This is a genomic window from Bacillus sp. FSL W8-1127 (genome assembly GCF_038006725.1).
In the GTDB taxonomy this organism is placed as follows: Bacteria; Bacillota; Bacilli; order Bacillales; family DSM-4216; genus Bacillus_O; species Bacillus_O smithii.
On the sequence record NZ_JBBOVU010000001.1, the window covers coordinates 2,413,070 to 2,437,368 of the forward strand.

Below are 24,299 nucleotides of genomic sequence, written 5' to 3' on the forward strand. Positions count from 1 at the left end.
AATTCAGAAAGCTTTTCCGTTACCTCTTTTCTTCGGCATGACCCTCTAGCACTTCGTTTTGAACTGTTCGATAAAAATTCAACATTGACTTTTTAGAAAATAAGATGCATGCAACGGAATGTTCATCCGCACTTAGTCCCCTCGTACGGACAACCCAAGCAACGAATAAAATGCCATTCGTTAATTGTTGACCACTCGTCATATTTTCCCAACCAATATTAAAATGGTCCCAATGGCTAATAATCCAAAGAACAACGTCCATATTACATACATAATGAATGATCCTATCCTTTCCTTGATCTCATTATATTTTCTTTGACAATAAAATTGATAAATCCTTGCAGGATGATTCAAAAAATACGAAAAGGATTGTTCCAATGAGCCTTTATCTGTATAATTAGTTGTAAATACATTTGTTTACATATGTAATTACAGGAGGAAATCTTCAATGAATGACGCATTAAAACAAAACACTCGCAAGCTCCTAGGTATAGCCGGTTTCGCTTGGCTGTTTGACGCCATGGATGTCGGAATGCTGTCGTTTATCCAAGCTGCCCTGCAAAAAGATTGGAATTTGTCGGTCAAGGAAATGGGATGGATTGGAAGCGTTAACTCCATCGGTATGGCAGCAGGCGCCTTTTTATTTGGTTTGCTGGCTGACAGAATCGGAAGAAAGCCGGTCTTTCTGATCACGTTGCTTCTCTTTACGATCGGGAGCGGATTATCGGCGTTCACAAGCACTCTTGTCTTATTTCTATTCTTCCGATTTTTTATCGGGATGGGCTTAGGGGGCGAACTTCCCGTTGCATCAACACTTGTATCGGAAAGCGTACCGGCCAAAGATCGTGGCAGAATCATTGTCCTTTTGGAAAGTTTCTGGGCAGGCGGCTGGTTGCTTGCTGCTGTCGTCTCCTATTTTATTATTCCAGAATACGGTTGGAGAATGGCATTATTATTAGGAGCCATTCCGGCACTGTACGCCCTGTATTTACGCTGGAATTTACCCGATTCAGCCCGTTTTCAATCGGTAAAAACAAAACGTTCTTTCATTCTAAACATAAAAGAAGTATGGTCTCGTCCACATATTCGAAAAACGATCATGCTATGGATCGTCTGGTTTTGCGTCGTGTTCTCTTATTACGGCATGTTCCTTTGGCTCCCAAGCATTATGGTCATGAAAGGATTCAGCCTAATTAAAAGTTTCGGCTATGTGCTGATTATGACTCTTGCACAGCTTCCCGGCTATTTCACTGCTGCCTGGCTGATTGACAGAATCGGCCGTAAATGGGTCTTAATAATCTTTTTGCTGGGTACTTCCATCAGCGCATGGCTTTTTGGAAATGCGGAAACTTTGCCGTTGTTGATTACTTATGGAATTTTACTATCTTTCTTTAACTTAGGCGCTTGGGGAGCACTTTATGCTTATTCACCGGAACAATACCCGACGGCTATCCGCGGTACAGGGGTTGGAATGGCCACTTCTTTCGGACGAATAGGAGGCATCCTCGGTCCGCTTTTGATCGGTTTTCTTGGCAGCGAGACTTCTATCTCCGCCATCTTCCCTATTTTTTGTGCGGCGATTATCATCAGCGTTGTCAGCATCGCCCTATTAGGAACGGAAACAAAAGCGAAAGATCTGGCTTAATGCCGAAAATGCAGCTGATTAGATGAGGGAAAACTTCGATCCATCAATGTACCAAAAAAAGAGCGATGATCATTGGAAAGAACATCATCGTTCTATTACGGCAGCCTAAATGATGAACGATGACGTCGTTTCTTGACACCTTTACCAGCATGTCAAACGGGCGTCATTCTCTTTGCCTTTATTTTCATGGATTACTGCTCAAAAAAGAAATGCTTGCCTTAAAAATCGAGTAGGAGGGAGCGATTAACTCCCGTCCTCTCACACCACCGTACGTACGGTTCCGTATACGGCGGTTCAATTAAGATAATTGACGCAAGTCTTTATAACTTCCGTGAATAGCTGTTCTCTTTATGCCAGTGGTCACTCCACCCTCCAAGAGGTCTCCCACGGGATTCACCGCTTCCTCCCTCAAGTGAGGTACTACGTTTTCTGTGTTCATCATGACTCACTGAATACCAAGGGCTATTCTCTCTTAATTGTTCGGTCCTTCTTAGTTGTTCTAGACCAACTAATACTATGACCTCTGCTGACTTCTGACGGTTCAGCTACTTATCACTAAGTAGGTTATGAAGAGTACTTCACATATCCGCCAGACCTCCCCGGGTAAGTACATGCACTTTCACACCATCTATCCGCCTCATTTACTCGATATGACCTTCGACAGAAAGAGCTTTGTTTTGTTATGCAAACTCACTCAATCATACCTAGCCTTATATGAGGTTCGTGTTCCTCGGACCGGTGTTTTGCCTCCAGCTTCCTTCAGATTCCGCGTCACCACGGACACCCTTGCTCTTGGCTAACCTCTACTTCTGTCTTCGGGGTTCGGGACTTACACCCTATAGTTCATGTACATGCCGGGCGCACATAAAAAGCCGCCTGTACCGGCGGCTTTTACCCGTTTTGCACCCGTGCTATTTCTATTCCTTCTAGCAGCTTTCGAACCACGTATGAGGCCATAATCAGGCCGCATACAGATGGAACAAACGCATTCGAAGATGGGGGCATTTTCGCTTTTCGAATACTTGCTTCGTCGTTGCCGACCACTTTGCGGACGTCTTCGCGGATAACGATGGGGCTTTCATCGGAAAACACAACAGGGACCCCTTTTTTGATCCCCTCTTTCCGCAATCGGGTACGAACCACTTTCGCAATCGGGTCAGTGTGCGTTTGGGATATATCGGCAATCCGAAATCGGGTTGGATCCATCTTATTAGCGGCTCCCATGCTAGAAATGATGGGAATATCTCGTTTCAAACATTCTTTCATTAAATGAATCTTATAAGTAATGGTATCGGATGCGTCAATGACGAAATCAGGGCGATAGCCAAAGAATTGCTCATACGTTTCTTCCGTATAAAACATTTTTAAGGCGATGACTTCACAATCAGGATTTATATCCGCGATTCTTTCTTTCATCACATCCACCTTTGCTTTTCCGATCGTGGACAGCAAAGCGGGAATTTGCCGGTTCACATTCGTTATATCCACTACATCTTTATCCACCATTACAATACGTCCAATTCCGGAACGTGCCAACGCTTCAACAGCAAAGGAACCGACTCCTCCAACGCCTAGTACAGCAACCGTGCTGTTTGCTAATTTTTCCAGCCCTTCTTTTCCAATCGCTAATTCATTTCTCGAAAATTGGTGAAGCATATTCTCACTCCTATTATGTAATCAGCCGTTGCCTAAGCTCGACAGTTTTTTCGCCAAAAACTATCTTACCTCATCTAATAGAAAGGATTCAATAGACGTTTTTATGGAGGATAGTCGAATGACCTGCCTGATAAGAAAACCTTTTCATTCAATACGCAAAAACAACCGCTGCATGCAGCGGTTGTTCATCAAAGCAAAATGGTTTATTCGGGCTATTTAAAGTCTACGGAAACAAAAGTACGAGTCCCAATCGTGCCGTTGTCAAAGATCTATACGTTTTGAACCCGCTCTCGGCAGGTGGGTGCCCTGTTTTAAGCTTTGCAAGTCCTCCATCCAGAGAAAGAGGCATTTGCGCTACTTAAAAACTCCAGGCTCCCGTAAATCTAAGTGTTCGGTCAAAACAGAATAGGTTACTAACGTACACATCAGGACTCGTAATCGTTACTGATATATTAACATAGCCTTCTTGATTTATCAACATTCAATACACATAATCTTTACCCATTTTTTTCAACAGACAGTCTCAAATGCAACTCTTCCAGTTGGCTTTGACTAACTTCCCCCGGTGCATCCGTCAACAAGCAGCTTGCACTGGCCGTCTTCGGAAAAGCAATCGTATCGCGCAGATTAGACCGGCCAGCCAGAAGCATGACGATCCGATCCAGTCCTAATGCGATTCCTCCATGCGGCGGAGTTCCATATTCAAACGCTTCAAGCAGGAAACCGAATTGTTCCTCTGCTTCTTCTTTTGTAAAACTTAGCGCTTTAAACATTCTCTCCTGTATATCTTTCTCAAAAATCCGCAGTGAACCTCCGCCCAGTTCATAGCCATTGAGAACGATATCATATGCTTGAGCCCGTACTTTTTCAGGCTCGCTTTCAAGGTACGGCAAATCCTCTCTGAAAGGCATCGTAAACGGATGGTGGACAGCGTAATATCTTCCATCTTCTTCGTCATACTCAAGGAGCGGCCAATCGGTTACCCATAAGAAATTAAATTGATTGTCATCGATCAGACCTAGTTCTTTTCCAAGTTTAAGACGAAGAGCACCGAGAGCATCGGCCACAATTGAGTTTTTATCTGCGACGAAAAGAAGCAAATCGCCGCTCTCTGCTTCCGCCGTTTTCTTCAGCTGATCTTGTTCTTCTTCGCTGAAAAATTTGGCGATCGGTCCTTTTAATTCTCCATCTTCTACTTTTAGCCATGCGAGACCTTTAGCACCGTAACGCGCTGCAAATTCTGCCAGCTGATCGATATCTTTTCGGGAATACTGGCCTGCAGCTCCTTTGGCGTTAATTAACTTTACTTGCCCCCCTTGAGCTACGGCATTGGCAAATACTTTAAAACTTGAATTTTTAACAATTTCAGAGACATCGATCAGTTCCATGCCAAAGCGGGTATCCGGTTTGTCGGAACCATAGCGGCTCATTGCTTCTGCATAAGTCATTCGCGGAAATGGTTCGGTGATTTCCAGTCCTTTGACTTCTTTCATTAATCGTTTCAACATTCGTTCAGTCAAGTCCATAATATCTTCTTGACTTAAAAAGCTTGCTTCGATATCGATTTGAGTAAATTCCGGTTGGCGGTCAGCGCGCAAATCTTCATCTCGAAAACAGCGAGCAATTTGATAATAGCGATCAAATCCCGACACCATTAACAACTGTTTAAAAATTTGGGGAGATTGCGGAAGTGCGTAAAATTCTCCCGGATGCACTCGGCTCGGCACTAAATAATCGCGTGCTCCTTCCGGTGTGCTTTTTGTCAAAATCGGCGTTTCTACCTCGATAAATCCTTCTTCATCAAGAAAACTGCGAACCGATTTTGTAATGTTGTGACGCATTTGAAACGTTTCAAACATCGTATTTCTACGCAAATCCAAGTAACGGTATTTCAAGCGCACATCTTCCGAAACTTCGGTCCGGTCTTCAATCGTAAACGGCGGATTTTTGGCTGCGCTTAAAATCGTCACTTCATTCGCCTGAATTTCAATGGTCCCAGTTTTAATATTAGGGTTGATCGTTTCACGACTGCGCGCCACCACTCTTCCTTTTATGTCAAGAACATACTCGTTCCGAACTTTATCTGCTGTTTCATAAGCTTCTTTTGATGTTTCCGGGCTGAATACCACTTGGACAATTCCCGTCCGGTCACGCAGATCCACAAAAACCAAGCCGCCTAAATCTCTTCTTCTTTGCACCCATCCTTTTAAAACGACCTCTTCACCAATGTGCTGGTCTGTAATTTCTCCACAATAATGAGTTCTTCCAAACAATCTTTTCTCCTCCTCAATTGATAGACATAGATGAAATGGTTCATTGATCTTGGCATTTACCCCTCTGTTTTGCAGAGGGGTCGATATACAGATTGATTCGTACTTTATATTTCTTTTAATTCAGAAACAAGCCGGTCAATAGGAACTTCTCTTTGCTCACCTGTTTCCATCTGTTTTAGGACGACCACCTGTTTCTTTAATTCGTCTTCACCTAAAATCGCCGCAAAGCGAGCGCCTAACCGGTCCGCCTGTTTCAACTGAGCTTTCATTTTTCGATCTTGGTAGTCTTTATCGGCCCGAATTCCGGCATGGCGAAGCTCTTGCAACAGCTTGACGGAATAATCTTTTGCTTCCTCTCCCAAAGAAACAAGAAAACAATCGAGACCTCGTTCTACAGGCAATTTGACTTTTTCCGCTTCAAGTGCCTGCAAAAGCCGTTCGATGCTGAATGCAAAGCCAATTCCCGGCATTTCCGGACCTCCCAAGTCTTGGACAAGTCCGTTATATCGTCCGCCGCCGCATAAAGTCGTGATGGCACCGAATCCTTCAGCATTGCTCATAATTTCAAAAGCGGTATGATGGTAGTAATCCAATCCGCGGACAAGCGTAGGATCTACAATAAATTCAATTCCAAGTTCCTTTAAATAAAATTGAACTTTATCAAAAAATTTTCTGGAAGGTTCTGTTAAATAATCCAATATCGATGGAGCCGTCTTCATCAATTCATGGTCGCGATCTTTTTTGCAGTCTAAAATCCTCAGCGGATTCTTGTCCAGCCGATTTTGACAATCAGCACAAAATTCACCGATCCGAGGTTTGAAATGCTGAATAAGAGCTTCCCGATGAGCAAGTCGACTTTCTTTATCGCCCAACGAATTTATGACAAGTTGAATATTTTTTAGACCTAACTTTTTGAAAATAGTCATGACAATTGAAATGACTTCAGCGTCTATAGCCGGATCCTCGCTTCCAATCGCTTCAACCCCAAACTGGACAAATTGGCGAAAACGTCCGGCCTGAGGACGTTCGTAGCGAAACATCGGCCCTGTGTAAAACAGCTTAACAGGCTGATTAGGATCTCCGTACATTTTATTTTCCACATAAGAACGGACGACAGAAGCGGTTCCTTCCGGTCTAAGCGTCAGACTGCGTCCGCCCCTGTCTTCAAACGTGTACATTTCTTTTTGCACAATATCCGTTGTATCTCCGACCCCCCGCTGAAAAAGCTCAGTGTGTTCAAAAATCGGAGTACGAATTTCAGAATAATTATAGGTCCGACAAACCTCTTTGGCCGTTTGCTCAATCCACTGCCATTTTTCTACAGTTCCCGGAAGGATATCCTGAGTGCCTCTTGGAATTTGTATCATGATTTCTCCTCCTTCGTACCTAACCACTATGTACATGAGTTCTTACGGATGAACCCATCGGGCTAATCGAGTAGGAGGGAGCGATTAACTCCCGTCCTCTCACACCACCGTACGTACGGTTCCGTATACGGCGGTTCAATTAAGATAATTGACGCAAGTCTTTATAACTTCCGTGAATAGCTGTTCTCTTTATGCCAGTGGTCACTCCACCCTCCAAGAGGTCTCCCACGGGATTCACCGCTTCCTCCCTCAAGTGAGGTACTACGTTTTCTGTGTTCATCATGACTCACTGAATACCAAGGGCTATTCTCTCTTAATTGTTCGGTCCTTCTTAGTTGTTCTAGACCAACTAATACTATGACCTCTGCTGACTTCTGACGGTTCAGCTACTTATCACTAAGTAGGTTATGAAGAGTACTTCACATATCCGCCAGACCTCCCCGGGTAAGTACATGCACTTTCACACCATCTATCCGCCTCATTTACTCGATATGACCTTCGACAGAAAGAGCTTTGTTTTGTTATGCAAACTCACTCAATCATACCTAGCCTTATATGAGGTTCGTGTTCCTCGGACCGGTGTTTTGCCTCCAGCTTCCTTCAGATTCCGCGTCACCACGGACACCCTTGCTCTTGGCTAACCTCTACTTCTGTCTTCGGGGTTTGGGACTTACACCCTATAGTTCATGTACATGCCGGGCGCACATAAAAAACTCTCGCCCCTTGCTTGCGCTTGCCAAAACAAGGGACGAGAGTAGATTCCCGTGGTACCACCCTAATTGGAGCGAAAATTGCTCCCACTTTGTCCGTTAACGCCATCTGCGTTCCCTCCTACTAAAAGTTCAGAGGGAAACCTAAGGAGTGTTTTTCGTTAAACAGCCATGCAGAAACGCTTTCAGCCCAAGGCATTTCCTCTCTTTGCATGCGTTTTTAACTACTCTTCTCCCTCATTGGTTTTATCTATATGTGTTTGATAGAATTCGCACATGCCAATGTCCTTATTATAAGGAATTTCTCAAGAACGTTCAAGCCTCTTTTTTATCCGCTTGATTTCGTTCAGAGACACACCGAATTCAGAAGCAAGCTCCCATAAATTCGCTTCTTCTCTATCTATACGATCATGGAAATGGATGCCAAATAAAGGCTTGTTTTCACTTGAGACCATTGTTTGTTTATCGTTTGCCCGCATGATGATACCTGCCTTTCGTAAAATCTGATCCATCCGCAGTGAGATTGTTTCTATTATTTCCTTTTTCCTAATTTTTCATAAAAAAACAGGATTTTTTTTGAAAAAGAAGAATTGAAACAGTGAGTTCCTTTCAAAAGACGGATCAGAATCAAAACAGACATGGATGGTGAGTGATGGGTACACGTTTTTTGACGTTGTTTCTTTTGTCGCTTTTGATTGTTTTGCTTCAGACTAGCTTGGCTTACGCAAACAGCATCACCGTAAACACTGATGTCGTCAATGTTCGGGAAGGCCCCGGCTATTCTTTTGGAATCATCGGCAACGTGAAAAACAACGAAACCTATTCTGTGCTGGAATCACAAAACGGCTGGTACAAAATTGAATTAAAGAATGGAACAAAAGGATGGATCGCCGGCTACTTAACTACGTTGGATCAAAAACAGAGCGATTTCAGCCGACAAGGGATCATCATAGCAGACCACGTCAATGTTCGAAACATTCCTTCAGAGCAAGGAGATATTGTCGGAAAGTTGAATAGCGGAGATTCAGTGAAGGCCGAACAAACGAAAAATGAATGGGTGCAAATCGAATACCAAAACCAAACAGCTTGGGTAAATCAACAATTTATTCGCCTCAATGATCAAAAAGAAAACGTTTTGAACAATAGGATGGCCGTCGTTCTTTACAACAATACCAATATTCGAACTGAACCATCTACCGATTCCGCTGTTACGGCAAAAGCAAATGCGGGTGATCGTTATCCGATCAACAAAGAGGTTGGAAATTGGTATGAAATTTATTTATCGAAAGGGCAGACAGGGTATATAGCCAGCTGGGTAGTCGCTGTTCATCAAGCCAATGTTTCTTCCCAATCAGCACTGGATCCAAGCGTTCTAAAAGGAAAAACCATCGTCCTTGATCCGGGGCATGGAGGAAAAGACCGAGGAACAAAAGGAGCAAGCGGCACTATGGAAAAAATTTTAACGTTGGAAACAGCAGAACGTTTATACGAAAAATTGGAACGGGCTGGGGCGCATGTTTTTTTAACAAGAGAGGATGATTCCTATATTCCGCTGGCTTCGAGAGTGGCCATGTCCCAAATTTTAGGAGCCGATGCCTTCATAAGCATCCACTTTGACAGCAACCACAATCAAAATATTCGGGGCTTTACCACTTATTACTATCATCCTTATCAACAGAGGCTGGCTCAAGCGGTGGAAATGCAAGTAAAAAAAGCAAGTCCGCTTTTTTCTCTCGGCGTTAAAAAAGGCGATTTTTACGTACTAAGAGAAAACAGTCAACCTTCTGTTTTGCTTGAACTTGGTTTTTTAAGCAATCCACAGGAAGAGCAAACCATTATCACCCTTCCCTATCAAGAGCAGGCAACAACCGGCATTTACAACGGTCTCATTTCTTATTTTTCACAATAAAAAGGCGGCCAGTCGGCCATCCTCTTAAAATCACGTTATTTGCTTTCCAATATTAAGGTGACCGGCCCATCGTTGACTAATTTGACGTCCATCATCGCTCCAAATCGGCCGGTTTCCACGTGCACGCCTTTTTCGCGCAATAATTCATTAAAACGATCATATAAAGGCTCTGCATGGCTCGGTTTAGCGGCGTTCATAAAATTGGGACGCCGTCCTTTTCTCGTATCGCCATATAAAGTAAATTGCGATATGGAAAGAATTTCTCCATTTACATCAAGGATGGATAAGTTCATTTTTCCCTTATCGTCTTCGAATACTCTTAGCCCGGCAATTTTTTCCGCTAAATAAGCGGCGTCTTCTTCTGTATCTTCATGAGTGATTCCAACTAGAAGGACAAAACCGGATGAAATTTGTCCGACCGTTTTTCCGTCCACTTCGACGGAAGCTTCTTTGCTTCTTTGCAGTACGACTCTCATTTTCCACACCCTTAATTCATAATTCTTCTTACCGCATAAATGTCTGGTATTTGCTTAATTCGTTCCACCACTTTATGCAAGTGGCTGACGTTGCGTATGAAAATCGACATGTGTATTCTAGCTACTTTATTGCGATCGGATCGGCCGGTAACCGCTGAAATATTGGTTTTTGTTTCATTGACCACTTGGAGGACTTCATTTAATAAACCGCGGCGGTCATAACCCGATATTTCGATTTCTACGTTGTATTCTTTATGATTTTCCGGATTGCTTTCCCATTCGACCGGAATTAAACGATCTTTCGTCTCTTCAGTATGGATATTAGGACAATCCGCACGATGAACGGAAATACCGCGTCCTTTCGTAATATAGCCGACGATGTCATCTCCAGGAACCGGATTGCAGCATCTTGAAAGGCGGAGCAGCAAATTATCGATTCCTTTTACTCGAACACCGACATTCGTTTTACTAGTAGTCGGGAATGTTTTCAGCTCTTTGATCGCCGATTCTTGAACACTGATTTCTTCATCTCTCTGTTTTCTCAATTTTTCCGTCAATCTGTTGGCGATTTGGGCAGCGGTAATGCCATTATAGCCGACAGCTGCGTACATATCTTCTTCCGATGAGAAATTGAATTTTTCAGCTACTTTTTTAATATTTTCCGGCGTCATTACTTCTTTTAAATCAAAATCCATATTGCGGATTTCTTTTTCTACAAGCTCCCGACCTTTTTCAATGTTTTCTTCTTTCCGTTGTTTCTTGTAAAACTGTTTAATTTTATTTTTCGCTTGGGACGTTTGGGCCAATTTAATCCAGTCTTGACTTGGACCGTAAGAATGCTTGGACGTCAATATTTCCACGATGTCCCCAGTTTTCAGCTTGTAATCAAGAGTCACCATTTTTCCATTGACTTTTGCACCGATCGTTTTGTTGCCGATTTCCGAGTGAATGCGATAGGCAAAATCGATCGGAACAGAGCCGGACGGAAGCTCGATGACATCTCCTTTTGGAGTAAATACAAATACCATATCGGAAAATAAGTCAATTTTCAGAGATTCCATAAATTCTTCCGCATTGGCCGATTCTTTTTGAAACTCAAGAATTTCACGGAACCAAGAAAGTTTCTTTTCAAAAGAAGAGTTTTCATCAAGCGTTTTTCCTTCTTTATATGCCCAGTGGGCAGCAACCCCATATTCAGCGATGCGATGCATATCAAAAGTCCTGATTTGAACTTCCAAAGGATCGCCTTTCGGACCGATGACAGTCGTATGCAGCGATTGGTACATATTAGGCTTCGGCATGGCAATATAATCTTTGAAACGCCCCGGCATCGGTTTCCAGCATGTATGAATAATTCCAAGCACCGCGTAACAATCTTTAATGCTGTTGACTAAAATTCTTACAGCCAATAAGTCGTATATTTCATTGAATTGTTTGTTTTTTATGACCATTTTCCGGTAAATGCTGTAAATATGTTTAGGGCGGCCTGATATTTCCGCTTCAATCGAGACTTCTTTCAGCCGCTCCCTCACTTCTTCAACGACCTCTTCCAAGTATTCTTCGCGCTCAGCCCGCTTTCTCTTCATCAGATTGACAATTCGATAATATTGCTGCGGGTTTAAATAGCGAAGTGCGGTATCTTCCAACTCCCACTTGATTTTAGAAATTCCCAGCCGGTGAGCAAGCGGGGCGAAAATTTCCAGCGTTTCATTGGCGATTCTGCGTTGTTTTTCAGCCGGCAAATGTTTCAACGTACGCATGTTGTGCAGACGATCAGCAAGCTTAATCAAAATCACTCGAATATCTTGAGCCATGGCCAAAAACATTTTCCGGTGATTTTCCGCTTGCTGTTCTTCATGAGACTTATATTTAATCTTGCCAAGCTTCGTGACTCCATCCACAAGCATGGCAATTTCTTCATTAAATTCCCTCTTTAAATCGTCGAGGGTCATTTCCGTATCTTCCACGACATCATGCAAAAAACCCGCTGCCACTGTTGCAGGATCCATTTCCAAATCCGCTAAAATGCCTGCAACCTGCACCGGATGCATAATATAAGGTTCCCCGGATTTCCGGTATTGATGTTTGTGTGCTTCTTCTGCCACACGATAGGCCTTATATACTAAAGCTACATGCTCTTCATTTAAATATTGTTTCACCCGATCGATTACTTGTTCGGCGGTTAATACCTGATCTTTCGCCATATAAATACTCACCTTTGTAATTTTAAAAATATTTGGGTATTGAGTTTTAAAAATAACTTTATTTTTCTATTATCTTTAAAAAAAGAATAGATGTAAAGTCATCTATTCAAATTTATTGAAAAGAATGTTGAATTTTGTCGATTAATCTTTATTACAGCCCTTTTCGCCATTATCTCCTGCCAATCTGAGCCGCCATTTTCTCTGCCTTGCCCGCTGGACAATGAAAAGGATTCATCTTTCGTTATCGTTCGACCTTTTTAAGAAGACCAAAAAGCCCTTATAAAAAGGGCTTTTCATCCATTTTTTCGTCTTCGGCTAGTAACATTATTGTACCGCTTAAAACAAAATTGTCCAAGCGTTTTCCATCAAAAATGAGCGTTTCTCTACATTTGATCGAGTCGCATCAGCAAAAACACTCGAAAAAAGAGTGCCATACCTTAAAACTCTCATAAAAGAGAGTCGTTTATTCGTATTTCATTAACGCCAGAATATCGTACCCGTCCAGCTTCTTGCGTCCTTCCAGATAGGCCAATTCGATTAAAAAGGCAATGCCAACAACGATACCGCCGAGTTGTTCCACCAGTTTAATCGTTGCTTCGATTGTTCCTCCGGTTGCCAATAAGTCATCGATAATCAATACTCTTTGCCCCGGTTTAATGGCATCTTTATGGATGGTTAACACATCTTTTCCATATTCAAGGCCATATTCTACTTTTACCGTTTCTCGAGGAAGCTTACCTTCTTTTCTTACAGGCGCAAATCCAACTCCAAGAGCATAAGCAACAGGACAGCCTACAATGAACCCACGCGCTTCAGGTCCTACGACTATATCTACTTTTTTCTTTTCTGCATAGGCTACGATTTGATCAGTCGCAAATTTAAACGCTTCGCCATTATCCATGAGCGGCGTGATATCTTTAAATTGCACTCCAGGCTGAGGCCAGTCAGGCACGACAGCAATATACTTTTTCAAATCCATGTTTTAGTTTCCTCCTCATGATTTTGAGACAAATAAAAATATTGATTAAACCAATCTCTCAATTGTTCGTAGTTTGAATATAACAGTTCGTTCTCGATTTGATATTGCTCCTGTTTTTCGCGATAAGCTTTGGATTCATTTAAATCTCGCTTAGCCGGCGCTTCATTTAATGAAATAAGGCCATCTTCTATTGTAACAAATCCGAGTTCTAAAAACACTCTGGACATGAACTCAATCGTTTCTTTCGACCATCCCCGGTATTTAGCCAAATCGCCGCTGTATCGTTTTAAATCAAAAGTTTTCTGTTTGAGAAGAAAAGCATAATACCATTTAAAATGCTCCCTTGTGGGCACTGTACTGAAATAATGCTGCTTTTCTTGATAAAAATGGGCATAAATTCTGTTCGGACTCTTATGAGAAAGCAAGATTTCCATATATTCTTTTTTTGGAGGCAAATCCATAAAAACGATATTTCGACCGGAAATATCGAGATTAGCGGCTGTTTCCAAATTAGAAACGACGACAAGATCTTTTTCAAGAGGTTGAAGTCGAAGCCGGGCTATCGTGTCTTCATGAAAGACAATCAAAATCCTGTCATCCGGAACAAGATCCATCCACTTATCGAGTTGCCGCATTCCCCTGACATCGAACAGCTGCCATTCCTTTACTTGAATATCCTGCAGGACGATCTGCGGCTTTTTGATATGATTCCATTCGTTGATGCCAAGTTCTCCGATAACCGAAACCTTCGATTGAGGAGCTATGTGATCAGCCATTTCTCCCATGCCGAAACCGATAGCGTCCAAAGAGGCGTCACCACTGGCGAGCTGCATTTTCAAATGAGATTGATCTGCACCGATTTTCCGCATGTTGCGAAAAGCCAGATCCCCCAGTAAAAACGTTGGCTTCGGATTTTCCGTACCAAAAGGGGCAAGCAGCTGAAGTTCTTCAATCATCGACAGCTCGGCATCCTCCAGGTTTATGGCCATATCCACTTCCGTTTGTGGTATAAAATCTTCCTCATTCAGCTGTTCTCGAGCCAATTCGATCATTCGGCTGCGCAATCGATCTACGTCTTCGATTTTCATCGTCATTCCTGCTGCCATCGTATGTCCGCCAAAATGGGGCAATAGATCGCGGCACTCCGATAAGCTATCAAACAAGTTAAATCCTTGAATGCTGCGGGCAGATCCTTTTGCAAGCCCGCTTTCCCGATCAAAGCTTAAAATAATAACGGGTCGATAGTATTTTTCAACAAGCCGAGAAGCAGCAATCCCGATAACGCCGGGATTCCAACCTTCTTTCCCGATCACAAGGACGGGATTCCGGTCTGGCGGATAGGAAGTTTCAACGATTTCCACTGCTTCTTTCGTCATCTCATTTACCATTTGCTGCCGATCTGCATTCATCCGATTAATCTCTTCTGCAATGGAAAGAGCCGTTTCTTGATCTTCCACAAGAAGCAAGTCAACGGCGGGATAAGCAGAATCCAATCTTCCGGCGGCATTCAGTCTAGGGGCTATCATATAACCAATAGTATCTTCATTGATCTCTTCTAAGGATACGCCGTTTAATCGACAAATCGCTTGAATGCCCAAACGACTTGTCTGCTGCAGTTTTTTTAAGCCTGCTTTTACAAGAGAACGGTTTTCTCCCAAAAGCGGCACTAAATCAGCAACTGTCCCGATGGCGGCTAAATCTAATAGATTCTCCGGCAGCTCGCCATATAAAGCGTGTGCCGTCTTGAATGCCACTCCTACACCTGCCAAATAAGGAAACGGATAATTTCCTTCCGGATGCTTGGGATGAATAACGGCAAATGCTTCAGGAATGACAGGACCAGGTTCATGATGGTCCGTTATAATGACATCCATACCCAATTCCTTTGCCAGAGCCACTTCTTTCACAGCCGCTATCCCCGTATCTACGGTAATGATCAAATGAATATCGCGCGATTTTGCCAATCGAAAAGCATTTTCATTAGGTCCGTATCCTTCGGTAAATCGATTCGGTATGTAATAATCAACATTCGCTCCTAAATCTTGTAGAGCGGTAACCATAACCGATGTACTTGTCACACCATCGGCGTCATAATCTCCATATACCAAAATGTTTTCTTCGTTTTTAATGGCCTCTTTTATGCGACGAACTGCCTTATCCATATCTTTTAAGAGAAATGGATCATGAAAGCTTTCTCCTTTATCAAATAAAAAACACCGTGCCGATTCTACCTCGGTAATACCACGGTTCACTAACAGTTCGGCCAAAAGAGGGCTGATAGCCAGTTCATTTGACAATGTTCGAACAGTCTCATCCGAGAGATGTTTCCGAACAATCCATCGGGTTTTTGGTTTTAACATACGTTCACCCCTCAACTCATCCTATTATACAAAACTCATATTCTGCTTTCAATGACGGATTCACCCCCCACAGTTCGATGCCATGAAAAAAGCCGCAGGATGATCCTGCAGCTTTTAAAAGATGTTATTTATTTCATTTATACTTGCGGTTCGTCGCTCCATTTGCGTTTTTCTTTATACGTTTTTAAGGAACCTTTCTTCTTCAATTCTCTTTTTTTCATCACCAACCATAATTGAGCGGCAATAAACAAGGAAGAGTAGGTTCCGAAAATCAATCCGATGAAAAGAGCAATGGAGAAATTGCGAATCGATTCGCTTCCGAAAAGAAGCAGCGCCACAACAGTAATCAACACGGTTAAAACCGTATTCACCGAACGGGTCAACGTTTGCCGCAAGCTGCGGTTTACAATATCAGCCAATTCATCATACGATTTAATGCGGCGGCGTTTTTTCAGATTTTCCCTAATCCGGTCAAACGTGACGATCGTATCATTTAAGGAATAACCGACGATTGTCAACACGGCGGCGACAAATGTAAGATCTACTTCCAGTCTCGTTAAACTAAAGACGGATACAATCACAAATACGTCATGCAGCAAGGCCGCAATGGAAGAAATCCCCATGTAAATTTCGAAGCGAAATGCAAGATAGATAACGATCCCTATGGAAGCGATGATCAAAGCGTAAATCGCATTTTTCACCAGCTCTTTTCCGACAATAGGAGATACGCTGCTCACATTCGGCTCGTTTCCAAACTTCTTGTGGAAATGTTCTTTTACTTGGGCAATTTCTTTTTTGGTCAACGCTTCTTTAAATCTTGCTGCCCCGATATTTTTCTTATCGCCGGATATCAAAATTCGATCTGCTTTCAGATGGACAGCTTTCAGCTCATTCGCTACTTTTTCCTCCGTCAATGGCTGATTCGCCATAATTTCCAATCTCGTTCCACTCGTAAAATCAATACCCAAGTTCAACCTGTAGATTCCCAACACGATCATACCGGCAATGATCAAAATCAATGAAAAAGCAAAAAACTTGCGGTGATGCTTGACAAAATCAAAACGGTCAAATTTCGTACTCAAATCTAATGTATCTACGTTTTCTTTTATATCGTGGATATCTTTTTTGCGAACTCCAAACCATCCTGGACGGTTCTTGACCAGTCCGCTTTGAACAATTAATCCAAGCAAAACTCTCGATAACCAGACAGCGGTGATAAAGCTGACGATGATGCTGACAATTAAACTGGTCGCGAAACCTTTGACAGAGCTTGTCCCGAAGAAAAAGAGAACGGCAGCCGCCAAAAGAGTCGTAATATTGGCGTCAATTATGGTCAATAAAGAGTTTTTATTACCGGCTTGAAAGGCAGACCGAATGCTTTTTCCAACCCTTATCTCTTCCTTCACCCGTTCAGCCGAGATGATGTTGGCATCGACCGCCATTCCAACCCCAAGGATCAAAGCCGCTATTCCCGGAAGGGTCAACACGGCGTGCATCCAATCGAATATCAAAAGTACTAAATAAATATAGATGGAAAGGGCAATCACAGCGATGATACCCGGCAACCGATAGTAAAAAATCATAAATAAGTAAACGATCGCAATCCCGATGATTCCGGCAAGAACGGTATCATGCAACGCTTGTTCACCGAATTGGGCGCCGACCGATGTCGAGTAAACTTCTTTCAGCTTCACCGGCAATGCGCCAGCATTTAACAAAGAAGCAAGGTTTTGGGCTTCTTTGGTGGTGAAGTTGCCCTCGATCGTCACTTGATCCGTGTCTAATACTTCGTTTACGTTAGGCGCGGATATAAATTTCGGATGTTTTTTCTGAATTTCTTTTTTAAAGGAATCTTTTCCTTCTTCAAAATCAAGCCAAATGACAAGCTGGTTATTGGGAGCCATGCTTACAATTTTTTGAGTGACCTTTTTAAATTTATTCCGGTCCTTTAATTTAAGCACAACGTTCGGCTTGCCATCCTGCGAAAATGATTGCTTCGCTCCTCCGGAGACAAGATCCGAACCATCAAGCATCACATGGTCATTGACATCGCGAAACGTCAAGTTAGCTTGAGTCGATAACATTTCACGAGCCTGATTTTGATCCTCCACCCCTGCCAGCTGGACGCGGATGCGATGACCATTCTCAATTTGAATACTCGGTTCGCTTACCCCGAGAACATTAATCCGCTTATCAAGGGCTTCGGCTGTATCCGCTACTACTTTATCCGTAATTTTTTGTCCTTTTTTCGCTGGTTCGACTTTGTACAGAACTTCAAAACCGCCCTGCAAATCAAGGCCCAGCCTGATATGATTCAAAATATTTTTAGTTGTTGCCCCCGCCAAGCTTCCGATTAGAATCACAATCAAAAAAAAGGCAACAATACGGCTCCGCTTTACCATTCCAATTAAAGCCTCCTTAAATATGTACTGCAAAGATACAAAAAAATTCTGGCGAATAAGGCACCAGAATCGCTCAACGTATTTATTATGAAGCAGAAAAAAGAAGCTGTCAATTTATCATCGTTCTTTTTGTGGATGAAAAAGGTATTGGATTTCTTCTCGATTTTGATCTGTCAACAAAGGAGAGGAACGATACGCTTCCACCGTTGCATAATTCATAAAATCTCCAGGTTTCAGTGCAATAATATCGCTTACTAATTGATAGATCCGAACATCTTGTTGGGCATTCTTCCATTTTTTCTTGATGAAATAATTCCATAATGAATCCAGTTGAACCGACTCATAGCCTAACAGCCGAAATTCTTCCACCTTGCTGACAAGAGCTGGTGTTAATCGATGATAAAACCGCTGATATGGGTGATGATTTTTTTTCATTTTCATCCCGCCTTTTCCGATAAATGAACATCTTGTCATGCTTTGTCCATTTGTTTGCATATATATCATTGTAAAAGATAACGGTACAGTTGAGAAGGCAGGGAGGAAAATGTCGAAGTTTCTTAGAGGAACACTCATATTATTAATAGCGACCTTTGTGACCAGAATCTTAGGGTTTATCAATAGAATTGTGATCGCTCGGTCCATCGGCGAAGAGGGAGTCGGATTATACATGATGGCCTACCCAACTTTTATACTAGCGGTTACATTGACGCAAATGGGGCTTCCTGTGGCTATCTCCAAAAGTGTGGCGGAAGCTGAAGCAAGAGGCGATTTTCGGAGGATCAAGAAAATCCTTGTCGTCTCACTTGGAGTCACGATTTCTCTCTCGCTCGTCTTTACACCGGGATTGCTGTTATGTGCGCCTTTTATCTCCAAAACTTTGTTTACAGATGAACGGACTTTCTATCCGCTTCTGGCCATCGCTCCCGTTATCCCTGTCGTTGCCGTCTCCTCGGTTTTAAGGGGCTATTTTCAAGGTAGGCAAAATATGAAACCATCCGCAATATCACAAGTATTGGAGCAGGCGATTAGGATCGCTCTCATCGCCGTTATGACAAAAGCCTTCCTACCATACGGCGTTGAGTTTGCGGCCGCAGGAGCGATGATCGCCTCCGTGCTCGGCGAACTTGGATCCCTGTTATATCTGTTTACCATGTTTAAAATGAAAAAGAGATTCCGCGTGCGAAACCATTTTTTGAAAACCATTTTTTCAGGGGGAGATGTTTTTAAAGAATTAATGATTGTGGGTATTCCGACGATGGGCAGTAGACTGATCGGCTCCTTGTCGTGGTTTTTAGAACCGATTGTCGTTTCCCGCAGTCTGGCCATCGCTGGAATCGCCTCCGGTGTGGCCACGCAGCAATACGGGATGTTAACGGGCTTTGCGTTGCCGCTATTACTGCTGCCTTCTTTTATTACCACTTCTTTATCTACTTCATTAGTACCGGCGATCAGCGAGGCCAATGCCCATAAAAACTATCGGCTTTTGGAATACCAAGTTCAAGAAGCTTTGCGATTTTGTCTAGTCACCGGAGGACTGGCTGTCATTATTCTTTATTTGTATGCCGAACCATTGATGCAGCTAATGTATGGATCAAATAAAGGGGCAGTGTTTATTCAATTGATGGCTCCTTTCTTTCTTTTCCAGTATTATCAAGGACCTCTTCAGGCGGTTCTGCAGGCGCTGAATCTTGCGGATGCAGCGATGATCAACAGCTTTATCGGCTCTTTTGTAAAATTGGCCGTTATTTTCGTACTCGCCTCCCAGCCTTCATTCGGCATTTACGGAGCGGCACTTGGGATTGTGACGGGAACCATGTTAGTGACGTTGCTTCATCTAATGACAGCCGTTAAAAAATTATCTTTAACGATTTATGTAAGAGATTATCTTCATTTTATATTTGTCGTCGTGGTTGTCATTATATTCTCCAAACTGGCAGATCAATATGTACTCACCACGGAAAGTCCATTCATTCGTTTTTTGGCGGGAGCCACTTTCACTTCCGTCCTCTACATCATTTGTTCCGGAGCGGCCGGTCTAATTAAAAAAAGAGATCTGCTAAAAATCCCTTTTGTAAAAAGATGGGTATAAAACGTTATGATCGGTTCTCACTATTCAGCAATGGCTTACCAACCAATACAGCAAATCATTAACCCACCTGTTGCTCTAATGGTCAATGGATCCGATTGAATGGTGAAAACGACAAGCAAGAACTGTTTCTAGTGTTGCCCGTACAAACAAACCATTCAATCTCGTTGATGATTTCCATCTTTTTTAGGTGGAGGATCGCTGATATCAATATAAAATTCTCCGTCCTGATAGCTGCAAAAAGAAATGTCTTTGATTTTTTTTAAGCCTCTTTCACGCAGCTCCCTTTTCAGCCAAAAAGGAGTTTTATGGATCATTTTTAAATTTTCCTCTTGTATGACACCGTCTAAAATAAGAGGAAGTGTAAAAGAATTTTCCTCTCTTTTTTTGTTGTCTTTTTTTAATACGGATAGGCTTCCAGAAGGCTCCAAAATAGCAAACTCTACATCGGCAATATTGCTGACATTTTTTTCTCTAAGTTGGACCATTAAGTCATCAAAATTATATCGATTTTTTTTCATCACTCTTTCGTCAATTTTTCCTTTGTTGATAATAATCGCCGGTTGTCCATCCATCATTTTGCGAAAGCGCGCGCTTTTCAATGAAATATAAGAAGATAAAATTTGAACGACCATAATAATCAACATAGGGAACAATGTGTACATGATCGGCGCATTCGGTTTCTCTATCGCGATAACCGCCATTTCCCCGATCATGATAAATACTACCAAGTCTAAAATACTCAATTCTCCTATTTCACGTTTCCCCATTAACCGAAAAATAACTAATATGGCGATATAAAGAAAAATCGTTCTAATTCCGATCAACCAATAAGTCACGAAATTCCCTCCCTGGATGTCGTTCACCTTTTTAGTATGTGTGAACAAGGATCAAAGATTTAAGGAAGAAGCTGGAATTTAGAATTTAAAATGATGCTTCTATTCCAAAAAAGAAGTGCATAAGCTTGTACTGGGAAAATTTAAATTTCAAGGCGGGAGGAGAAGCCGTTTTATGCAAAGGCAAATTAGTGCAGTTTTATACGGGGTCATCGCTATCCTGATCATGGCGGTGGTAAGCAGTCTTATATTTGCAACCATTTTACGTTTTTCGCAATTAACCGAACAATCTATTCATTTGCTTGTCACCATTATCTCTTTTTTTAGCCTATTCATCGGGGGATATATCACAGGAGGAAAAGGAAAGGAAAAAGGATTGCTTCTTGGAGCGATTACAGGAATCATTTATAGTTCCATTATTTTTCTATATCAGTTTCTCGGATACGACTCCATCTTTTCTTTAAAGCAACTCATCTTCCATCTTTGCTATATCGCCACCGCCATGCTAGGAAGCGTATTGGGCGTCAATCTTTCCGGCGGGAAAACGAAAGAGTCTTAGCAAGTTTCTGACCTCTGTTTTGCGCTTTAATCTATCCATAAAAAAGAAGCAATTCGAATGACCAAATTGCTTCTTTTTTTATTACGAGTTTGTTGAAGACGAGTTCGTCGAAGAACTTTTGGCTTTTTCAATCACATCACGAACCGCTGACCGGTCGTATGTCAAACGGCTGCCATCTCCGCATCGAATGACAATCGTATTTTCATCCAGCGAATCGACGATGCCATGAAGACCGCCAATCGTAACGATCTTATCTCCTTTTTCCAAGCTGTTCTGCATATTCATGACTTGCTTTTGCCGTTTTTGCTGAGGACGGATAAGCAAGAAGTAAAACAGAACGAACATGATAATTAAAGGCAAAAATGTTCCTAAACTACCCAATCCATTCACCCCTTTCTAAGTACAATAAACACTTAAAGCTTGAGGTTCAAGCTTACGTTCCTTTTTAAAAGTTTTTGGCATCAGGACGATTAAAACCGTACTGTTCAAAAAACTCTTCTCTAAAATCACCAAGCCGGTCTTCCCGGATAGCTTGTCTGATTTTCTCCATTAATTTTAACAGAAAATAAAGATTGTGGTAAGTCGTCAACCTAATTCCCAATGTTTCATTCGTATGAATTAAATGACGGATATACGCCCTCGAATAGTTTCTGCACGTATAGCAATCACATTGCTCATCAATCGGCCGAAAATCGCGAGCGTATTTTGCATTTTTCACCACAAGCCGACCTTGGCTCGTCATCAGCGTACCGTTTCTGGCAATTCGCGTTGGAAGTACACAATCGAACATATCAATTCCCCGAATGGCGCCATCAATTAAAGAATCCGGCGACCCTACTCCCATTAAATAGCGTGGTTTATCAGCCGGCAAAAGCGGCGTCGTGAATTCCAGCATTTCATTCATGACCTCTTTCGGTTCTCCCACCGACAGTCCACCGATCGCATAGCCCGGAAAATCAAGAGACACTAAATCATTGGCACTTTGCCGACGAAGTTCTTTATACTCTCCCCCTTGCACAATCCCAAACAACCCTTGGTCATCCGGTCTTTTATGAGCTTTCAGGCAGCGCTCAGCCCATCGCGAAGTCCTTTCTATCGACTTTTTCATATAATCGAACTCAGCCGGATAAGGAGGGCATTCATCAAATGCCATCATAATGTCTGATCCAAGAGCGTTTTGAATTTCCATCGCTTTTTCAGGAGATAAAAACAGTTTTTCCCCATTTAAATGATTGAGGAAATACACTCCTTCTTCCTCAATGCGACGAAGTTTGCTCAAGCTGAATACTTGAAAACCGCCAGAATCGGTTAAAATCGCTCCATCCCAATTCATAAAGGAATGAAGGCCGCCCGCTTCTTGGATAATATCATGGCCGGGCCTTAACCAAAGATGATACGTATTGCTTAGAATAATCTTAGCCCCCATCTCTTTTAATTCTTCCGGGGACATGGTTTTCACTGTCGCTAACGTTCCAACGGGCATAAACATGGGCGTTTCAAAACTTCCATGCGGCGTCGTCACTCTACCAAGCCTTGCACCCGTCTGCTTACAAGTTTTCAATAATTCATACTTGATGGCTGGCAATGTTCCATGCTCCTTCCTCTTTTGATGCTAACTTTGTCTGCCAAATCAATTTATTTTATAAACATCGCATCTCCAAAACTAAAGAAACGATATTTTTCCCGCACGGCGGTTTCATAGGCATTCAGGATGTTTTCTCTCCCTGCCAAGGCGCTCACAAGCATAATCAGCGTCGATTTAGGAAGATGGAAATTCGTAATCAACCCGTCGATCGCGCGAAATTGAAATCCCGGATAAATAAAAATATCCGTCCAACCGCTAGCGGGAACAATTTTTCCGTCGTGATCCCTGGCAATCGTTTCGAGCGTTCGAGTTGAAGTAGTTCCAACACTATAAATTTTCCCGCCTTCTCTACGAACTTTTTCAATTAAATCCGCCGTTTCTTTAGACACTTGATAGAACTCGGCATGCATATCATGATCTTCCACCCTATCTACCGACACAGGACGGAACGTTCCAAGACCTACATGCAGAGTAAGAAAAGCCAGATGAACTCCTGCAGATTCAATCTCCTTAAGAAGTTCCTCCGTAAAATGAAGTCCAGCTGTCGGTGCGGCAGCCGACCCGCGTTCTTTTGCGTACACGGTTTGATAACGGTCTTGATCTTCAAGCTTTTCTTTTATATAAGGGGGCAACGGCATTTCTCCAAGCTGATCAAGAATTTCGTAAAAAATGCCGTCATAATGAAATTCGATCACTCTGCCGCCATGATCGAGCTTCCCAACGCACTCCGCTGTCAATTGACCATCTCCGAAAATGATTTGGCTTCCTTCTTTTAACCTTTTGGCCGGCTTCGCCAACGTTTCCCAGCGATCCCCCTCCAATTGTTTTAAAAGCAGAATTTCTATATGAGCACCCGTATCCTTCTTTACTCCATACAATCGAGCCGGAAGAACTTTTGAATCATTCAATACTAAACAATCACCGGGATTCAGATGGTGCAATAAATTTTTGAAAATATCATGCTTGATTTCACCCGTTTCCTTATCCAACACCATCAGCCGGCTTTCTGAACGATTTTTTAAAGGAGTTTGGGCTATTAATTCTTCTGGTAATTCAAAATCAAAATCTTCTACATTCATTCGATGTCACCTTTTCAATTCAATCTTTTCTAAGCAGAAAAATTCTTGTTTCTAAACGTTTCCCATCCTATATGCAGGATTGGAAGAACATCTTTTGCCAAATCGAGGCAGGCCGCCTGCGATTGGCAAAATGATTGGGTATTCCAAACGACCATAAGCCTTGAATGAAGATG

At 42.4% G+C, this 24,299-nt stretch carries 19 protein-coding genes, 1 other RNA gene and 1 other annotated feature; of the genes, 4 read left to right on the forward strand and 16 right to left on the reverse strand.

Annotation, left to right across the window (positions count from 1 at the left end):
• Positions 1-19: 19 nt before the first annotated feature.
• A complete protein-coding gene (locus NST12_RS11425; RefSeq protein ID WP_341101280.1) occupies positions 20-202 on the reverse strand; it encodes a hypothetical protein in 183 nt (60 codons plus the stop codon).
• 246 nt (positions 203-448) lie between these two features.
• On the opposite strand from NST12_RS11425, the gene NST12_RS11430 reads away from it, so the two are divergent.
• Complete coding sequence (locus NST12_RS11430; RefSeq protein ID WP_341101281.1) at positions 449-1,645, forward strand: MFS transporter; 1,197 nt, start codon at positions 449-451, stop codon at positions 1,643-1,645.
• Positions 1,646-2,536: 891 nt separating this feature from the next.
• On the opposite strand, the gene NST12_RS11435 is transcribed toward NST12_RS11430, so the two are convergent.
• From NST12_RS11435 to NST12_RS11455, 5 genes are all read right to left on the reverse strand, one after another.
• Positions 2,537-3,301, reverse strand: a complete 765-nt coding sequence (locus NST12_RS11435) for a tRNA threonylcarbamoyladenosine dehydratase (RefSeq protein ID WP_003355475.1) — start codon at positions 3,299-3,301, stop codon at positions 2,537-2,539.
• Positions 3,302-3,540: 239 nt separating this feature from the next.
• Positions 3,541-3,736: non-coding RNA, 6S RNA (ssrS, locus tag NST12_RS11440), on the reverse strand.
• Positions 3,737-3,798: 62 nt separating this feature from the next.
• Complete coding sequence (gene aspS, locus NST12_RS11445; RefSeq protein ID WP_341030011.1) at positions 3,799-5,574, reverse strand: aspartate--tRNA ligase; 1,776 nt, start codon at positions 5,572-5,574, stop codon at positions 3,799-3,801.
• 104 nt (positions 5,575-5,678) lie between these two features.
• Entirely contained in the window at positions 5,679-6,944 is a 1,266-nt protein-coding gene (gene hisS, locus NST12_RS11450) for a histidine--tRNA ligase (protein ID WP_061778474.1), read from the reverse strand.
• 738 nt (positions 6,945-7,682) lie between these two features.
• Positions 7,683-7,901: a binding site (T-box leader), on the reverse strand.
• Between the two features lie 55 nt (positions 7,902-7,956).
• Entirely contained in the window at positions 7,957-8,130 is a 174-nt protein-coding gene (locus tag NST12_RS11455; protein WP_340395997.1) for a hypothetical protein, read from the reverse strand.
• Positions 8,131-8,303: 173 nt separating this feature from the next.
• Here NST12_RS11455 and NST12_RS11460 point away from each other — a divergent pair, with 173 nt between their 5' ends.
• Complete coding sequence (locus tag NST12_RS11460) at positions 8,304-9,560, forward strand: N-acetylmuramoyl-L-alanine amidase (RefSeq protein WP_341101284.1); 1,257 nt, start codon at positions 8,304-8,306, stop codon at positions 9,558-9,560.
• Positions 9,561-9,595: 35 nt separating this feature from the next.
• Here NST12_RS11460 and dtd read toward each other — a convergent pair whose 3' ends face one another.
• The 6 genes from dtd to NST12_RS11490 form a co-directional block, all read right to left on the reverse strand.
• Entirely contained in the window at positions 9,596-10,036 is a 441-nt protein-coding gene (dtd, locus tag NST12_RS11465; protein WP_003355480.1) for a D-aminoacyl-tRNA deacylase, read from the reverse strand.
• Positions 10,037-10,047: 11 nt separating this feature from the next.
• A complete protein-coding gene (locus NST12_RS11470) occupies positions 10,048-12,240 on the reverse strand; it encodes a RelA/SpoT family protein (RefSeq protein ID WP_270584286.1) in 2,193 nt (730 codons plus the stop codon).
• Between the two features lie 463 nt (positions 12,241-12,703).
• The gene (locus tag NST12_RS11475; RefSeq protein ID WP_003355482.1) at positions 12,704-13,219 is read right to left on the reverse strand and encodes an adenine phosphoribosyltransferase; all 516 of its coding nucleotides are present in this window, start codon (positions 13,217-13,219) and stop codon (positions 12,704-12,706) included.
• Positions 13,210-15,579: a single-stranded-DNA-specific exonuclease RecJ gene (gene recJ / locus NST12_RS11480; protein WP_341030012.1), complete on the reverse strand. Its 2,370-nt coding sequence runs from the start codon at positions 15,577-15,579 to the stop codon at positions 13,210-13,212. Before recJ ends, NST12_RS11475 begins: the two co-directional genes overlap by 10 nt.
• A 137-nt stretch (positions 15,580-15,716) precedes the next feature.
• Entirely contained in the window at positions 15,717-17,981 is a 2,265-nt protein-coding gene (gene secDF / locus NST12_RS11485) for a protein translocase subunit SecDF (RefSeq protein ID WP_341101285.1), read from the reverse strand.
• Positions 17,982-18,098: 117 nt separating this feature from the next.
• On the reverse strand, positions 18,099-18,416 hold the full coding sequence (locus tag NST12_RS11490) for a post-transcriptional regulator (protein ID WP_003355485.1): 318 nt from the start codon (positions 18,414-18,416) through the stop codon (positions 18,099-18,101).
• 109 nt (positions 18,417-18,525) lie between these two features.
• Here NST12_RS11490 and spoVB point away from each other — a divergent pair, with 109 nt between their 5' ends.
• Positions 18,526-20,070: a stage V sporulation protein B gene (gene spoVB / locus NST12_RS11495; protein ID WP_341101287.1), complete on the forward strand. Its 1,545-nt coding sequence runs from the start codon at positions 18,526-18,528 to the stop codon at positions 20,068-20,070.
• 155 nt (positions 20,071-20,225) lie between these two features.
• On the opposite strand, the gene NST12_RS11500 is transcribed toward spoVB, so the two are convergent.
• Complete coding sequence (locus tag NST12_RS11500) at positions 20,226-20,906, reverse strand: DUF421 domain-containing protein (protein ID WP_341030015.1); 681 nt, start codon at positions 20,904-20,906, stop codon at positions 20,226-20,228.
• Between the two features lie 172 nt (positions 20,907-21,078).
• On the opposite strand from NST12_RS11500, the gene NST12_RS11505 reads away from it, so the two are divergent.
• Positions 21,079-21,462 (forward strand): TIGR04086 family membrane protein, encoded by a 384-nt coding sequence (locus NST12_RS11505; protein WP_341030016.1) that lies wholly within the window; start codon positions 21,079-21,081, stop codon positions 21,460-21,462.
• Between the two features lie 81 nt (positions 21,463-21,543).
• On the opposite strand, the gene yajC is transcribed toward NST12_RS11505, so the two are convergent.
• The 3 genes from yajC to queA form a co-directional block, all read right to left on the reverse strand.
• Entirely contained in the window at positions 21,544-21,843 is a 300-nt protein-coding gene (yajC, locus tag NST12_RS11510; RefSeq protein WP_040341803.1) for a preprotein translocase subunit YajC, read from the reverse strand.
• A gap of 64 nt (positions 21,844-21,907) precedes the next feature.
• Positions 21,908-23,047, reverse strand: coding sequence for a tRNA guanosine(34) transglycosylase Tgt (gene tgt / locus NST12_RS11515; protein ID WP_341101290.1), 1,140 nt, complete (start codon positions 23,045-23,047; stop codon positions 21,908-21,910).
• Positions 23,048-23,097: 50 nt separating this feature from the next.
• Positions 23,098-24,126: a tRNA preQ1(34) S-adenosylmethionine ribosyltransferase-isomerase QueA gene (gene queA, locus NST12_RS11520; protein ID WP_048623750.1), complete on the reverse strand. Its 1,029-nt coding sequence runs from the start codon at positions 24,124-24,126 to the stop codon at positions 23,098-23,100.
• Positions 24,127-24,299 lie beyond the last annotated feature (173 nt).

Coding starts and splice junctions, on each gene's coding strand:
- NST12_RS11490 (WP_003355485.1), bottom strand. CDS start 18,416: ATGAAAAAAAATCATCACCCATATCAGCGGTTTTATCATCGATTAACA.
- dtd (WP_003355480.1), bottom strand. CDS start 10,036: ATGAGAGTCGTACTGCAAAGAAGCAAAGAAGCTTCCGTCGAAGTGGAC.
- NST12_RS11470 (WP_270584286.1), bottom strand. CDS start 12,240: ATGGCGAAAGATCAGGTATTAACCGCCGAACAAGTAATCGATCGGGTG.
- recJ (WP_341030012.1), bottom strand. CDS start 15,579: ATGTTAAAACCAAAAACCCGATGGATTGTTCGGAAACATCTCTCGGAT.
- spoVB (WP_341101287.1), top strand. CDS start 18,526: ATGTCGAAGTTTCTTAGAGGAACACTCATATTATTAATAGCGACCTTT.
- NST12_RS11425 (WP_341101280.1), bottom strand. CDS start 202: ATGACGAGTGGTCAACAATTAACGAATGGCATTTTATTCGTTGCTTGG.
- NST12_RS11475 (WP_003355482.1), bottom strand. CDS start 13,219: ATGGATTTGAAAAAGTATATTGCTGTCGTGCCTGACTGGCCTCAGCCT.
- queA (WP_048623750.1), bottom strand. CDS start 24,126: ATGAATGTAGAAGATTTTGATTTTGAATTACCAGAAGAATTAATAGCC.
- NST12_RS11505 (WP_341030016.1), top strand. CDS start 21,079: ATGCAAAGGCAAATTAGTGCAGTTTTATACGGGGTCATCGCTATCCTG.
- secDF (WP_341101285.1), bottom strand. CDS start 17,981: ATGGTAAAGCGGAGCCGTATTGTTGCCTTTTTTTTGATTGTGATTCTA.
- NST12_RS11435 (WP_003355475.1), bottom strand. CDS start 3,301: ATGCTTCACCAATTTTCGAGAAATGAATTAGCGATTGGAAAAGAAGGG.
- NST12_RS11430 (WP_341101281.1), top strand. CDS start 449: ATGAATGACGCATTAAAACAAAACACTCGCAAGCTCCTAGGTATAGCC.
- NST12_RS11455 (WP_340395997.1), bottom strand. CDS start 8,130: ATGCGGGCAAACGATAAACAAACAATGGTCTCAAGTGAAAACAAGCCT.
- NST12_RS11460 (WP_341101284.1), top strand. CDS start 8,304: ATGGGTACACGTTTTTTGACGTTGTTTCTTTTGTCGCTTTTGATTGTT.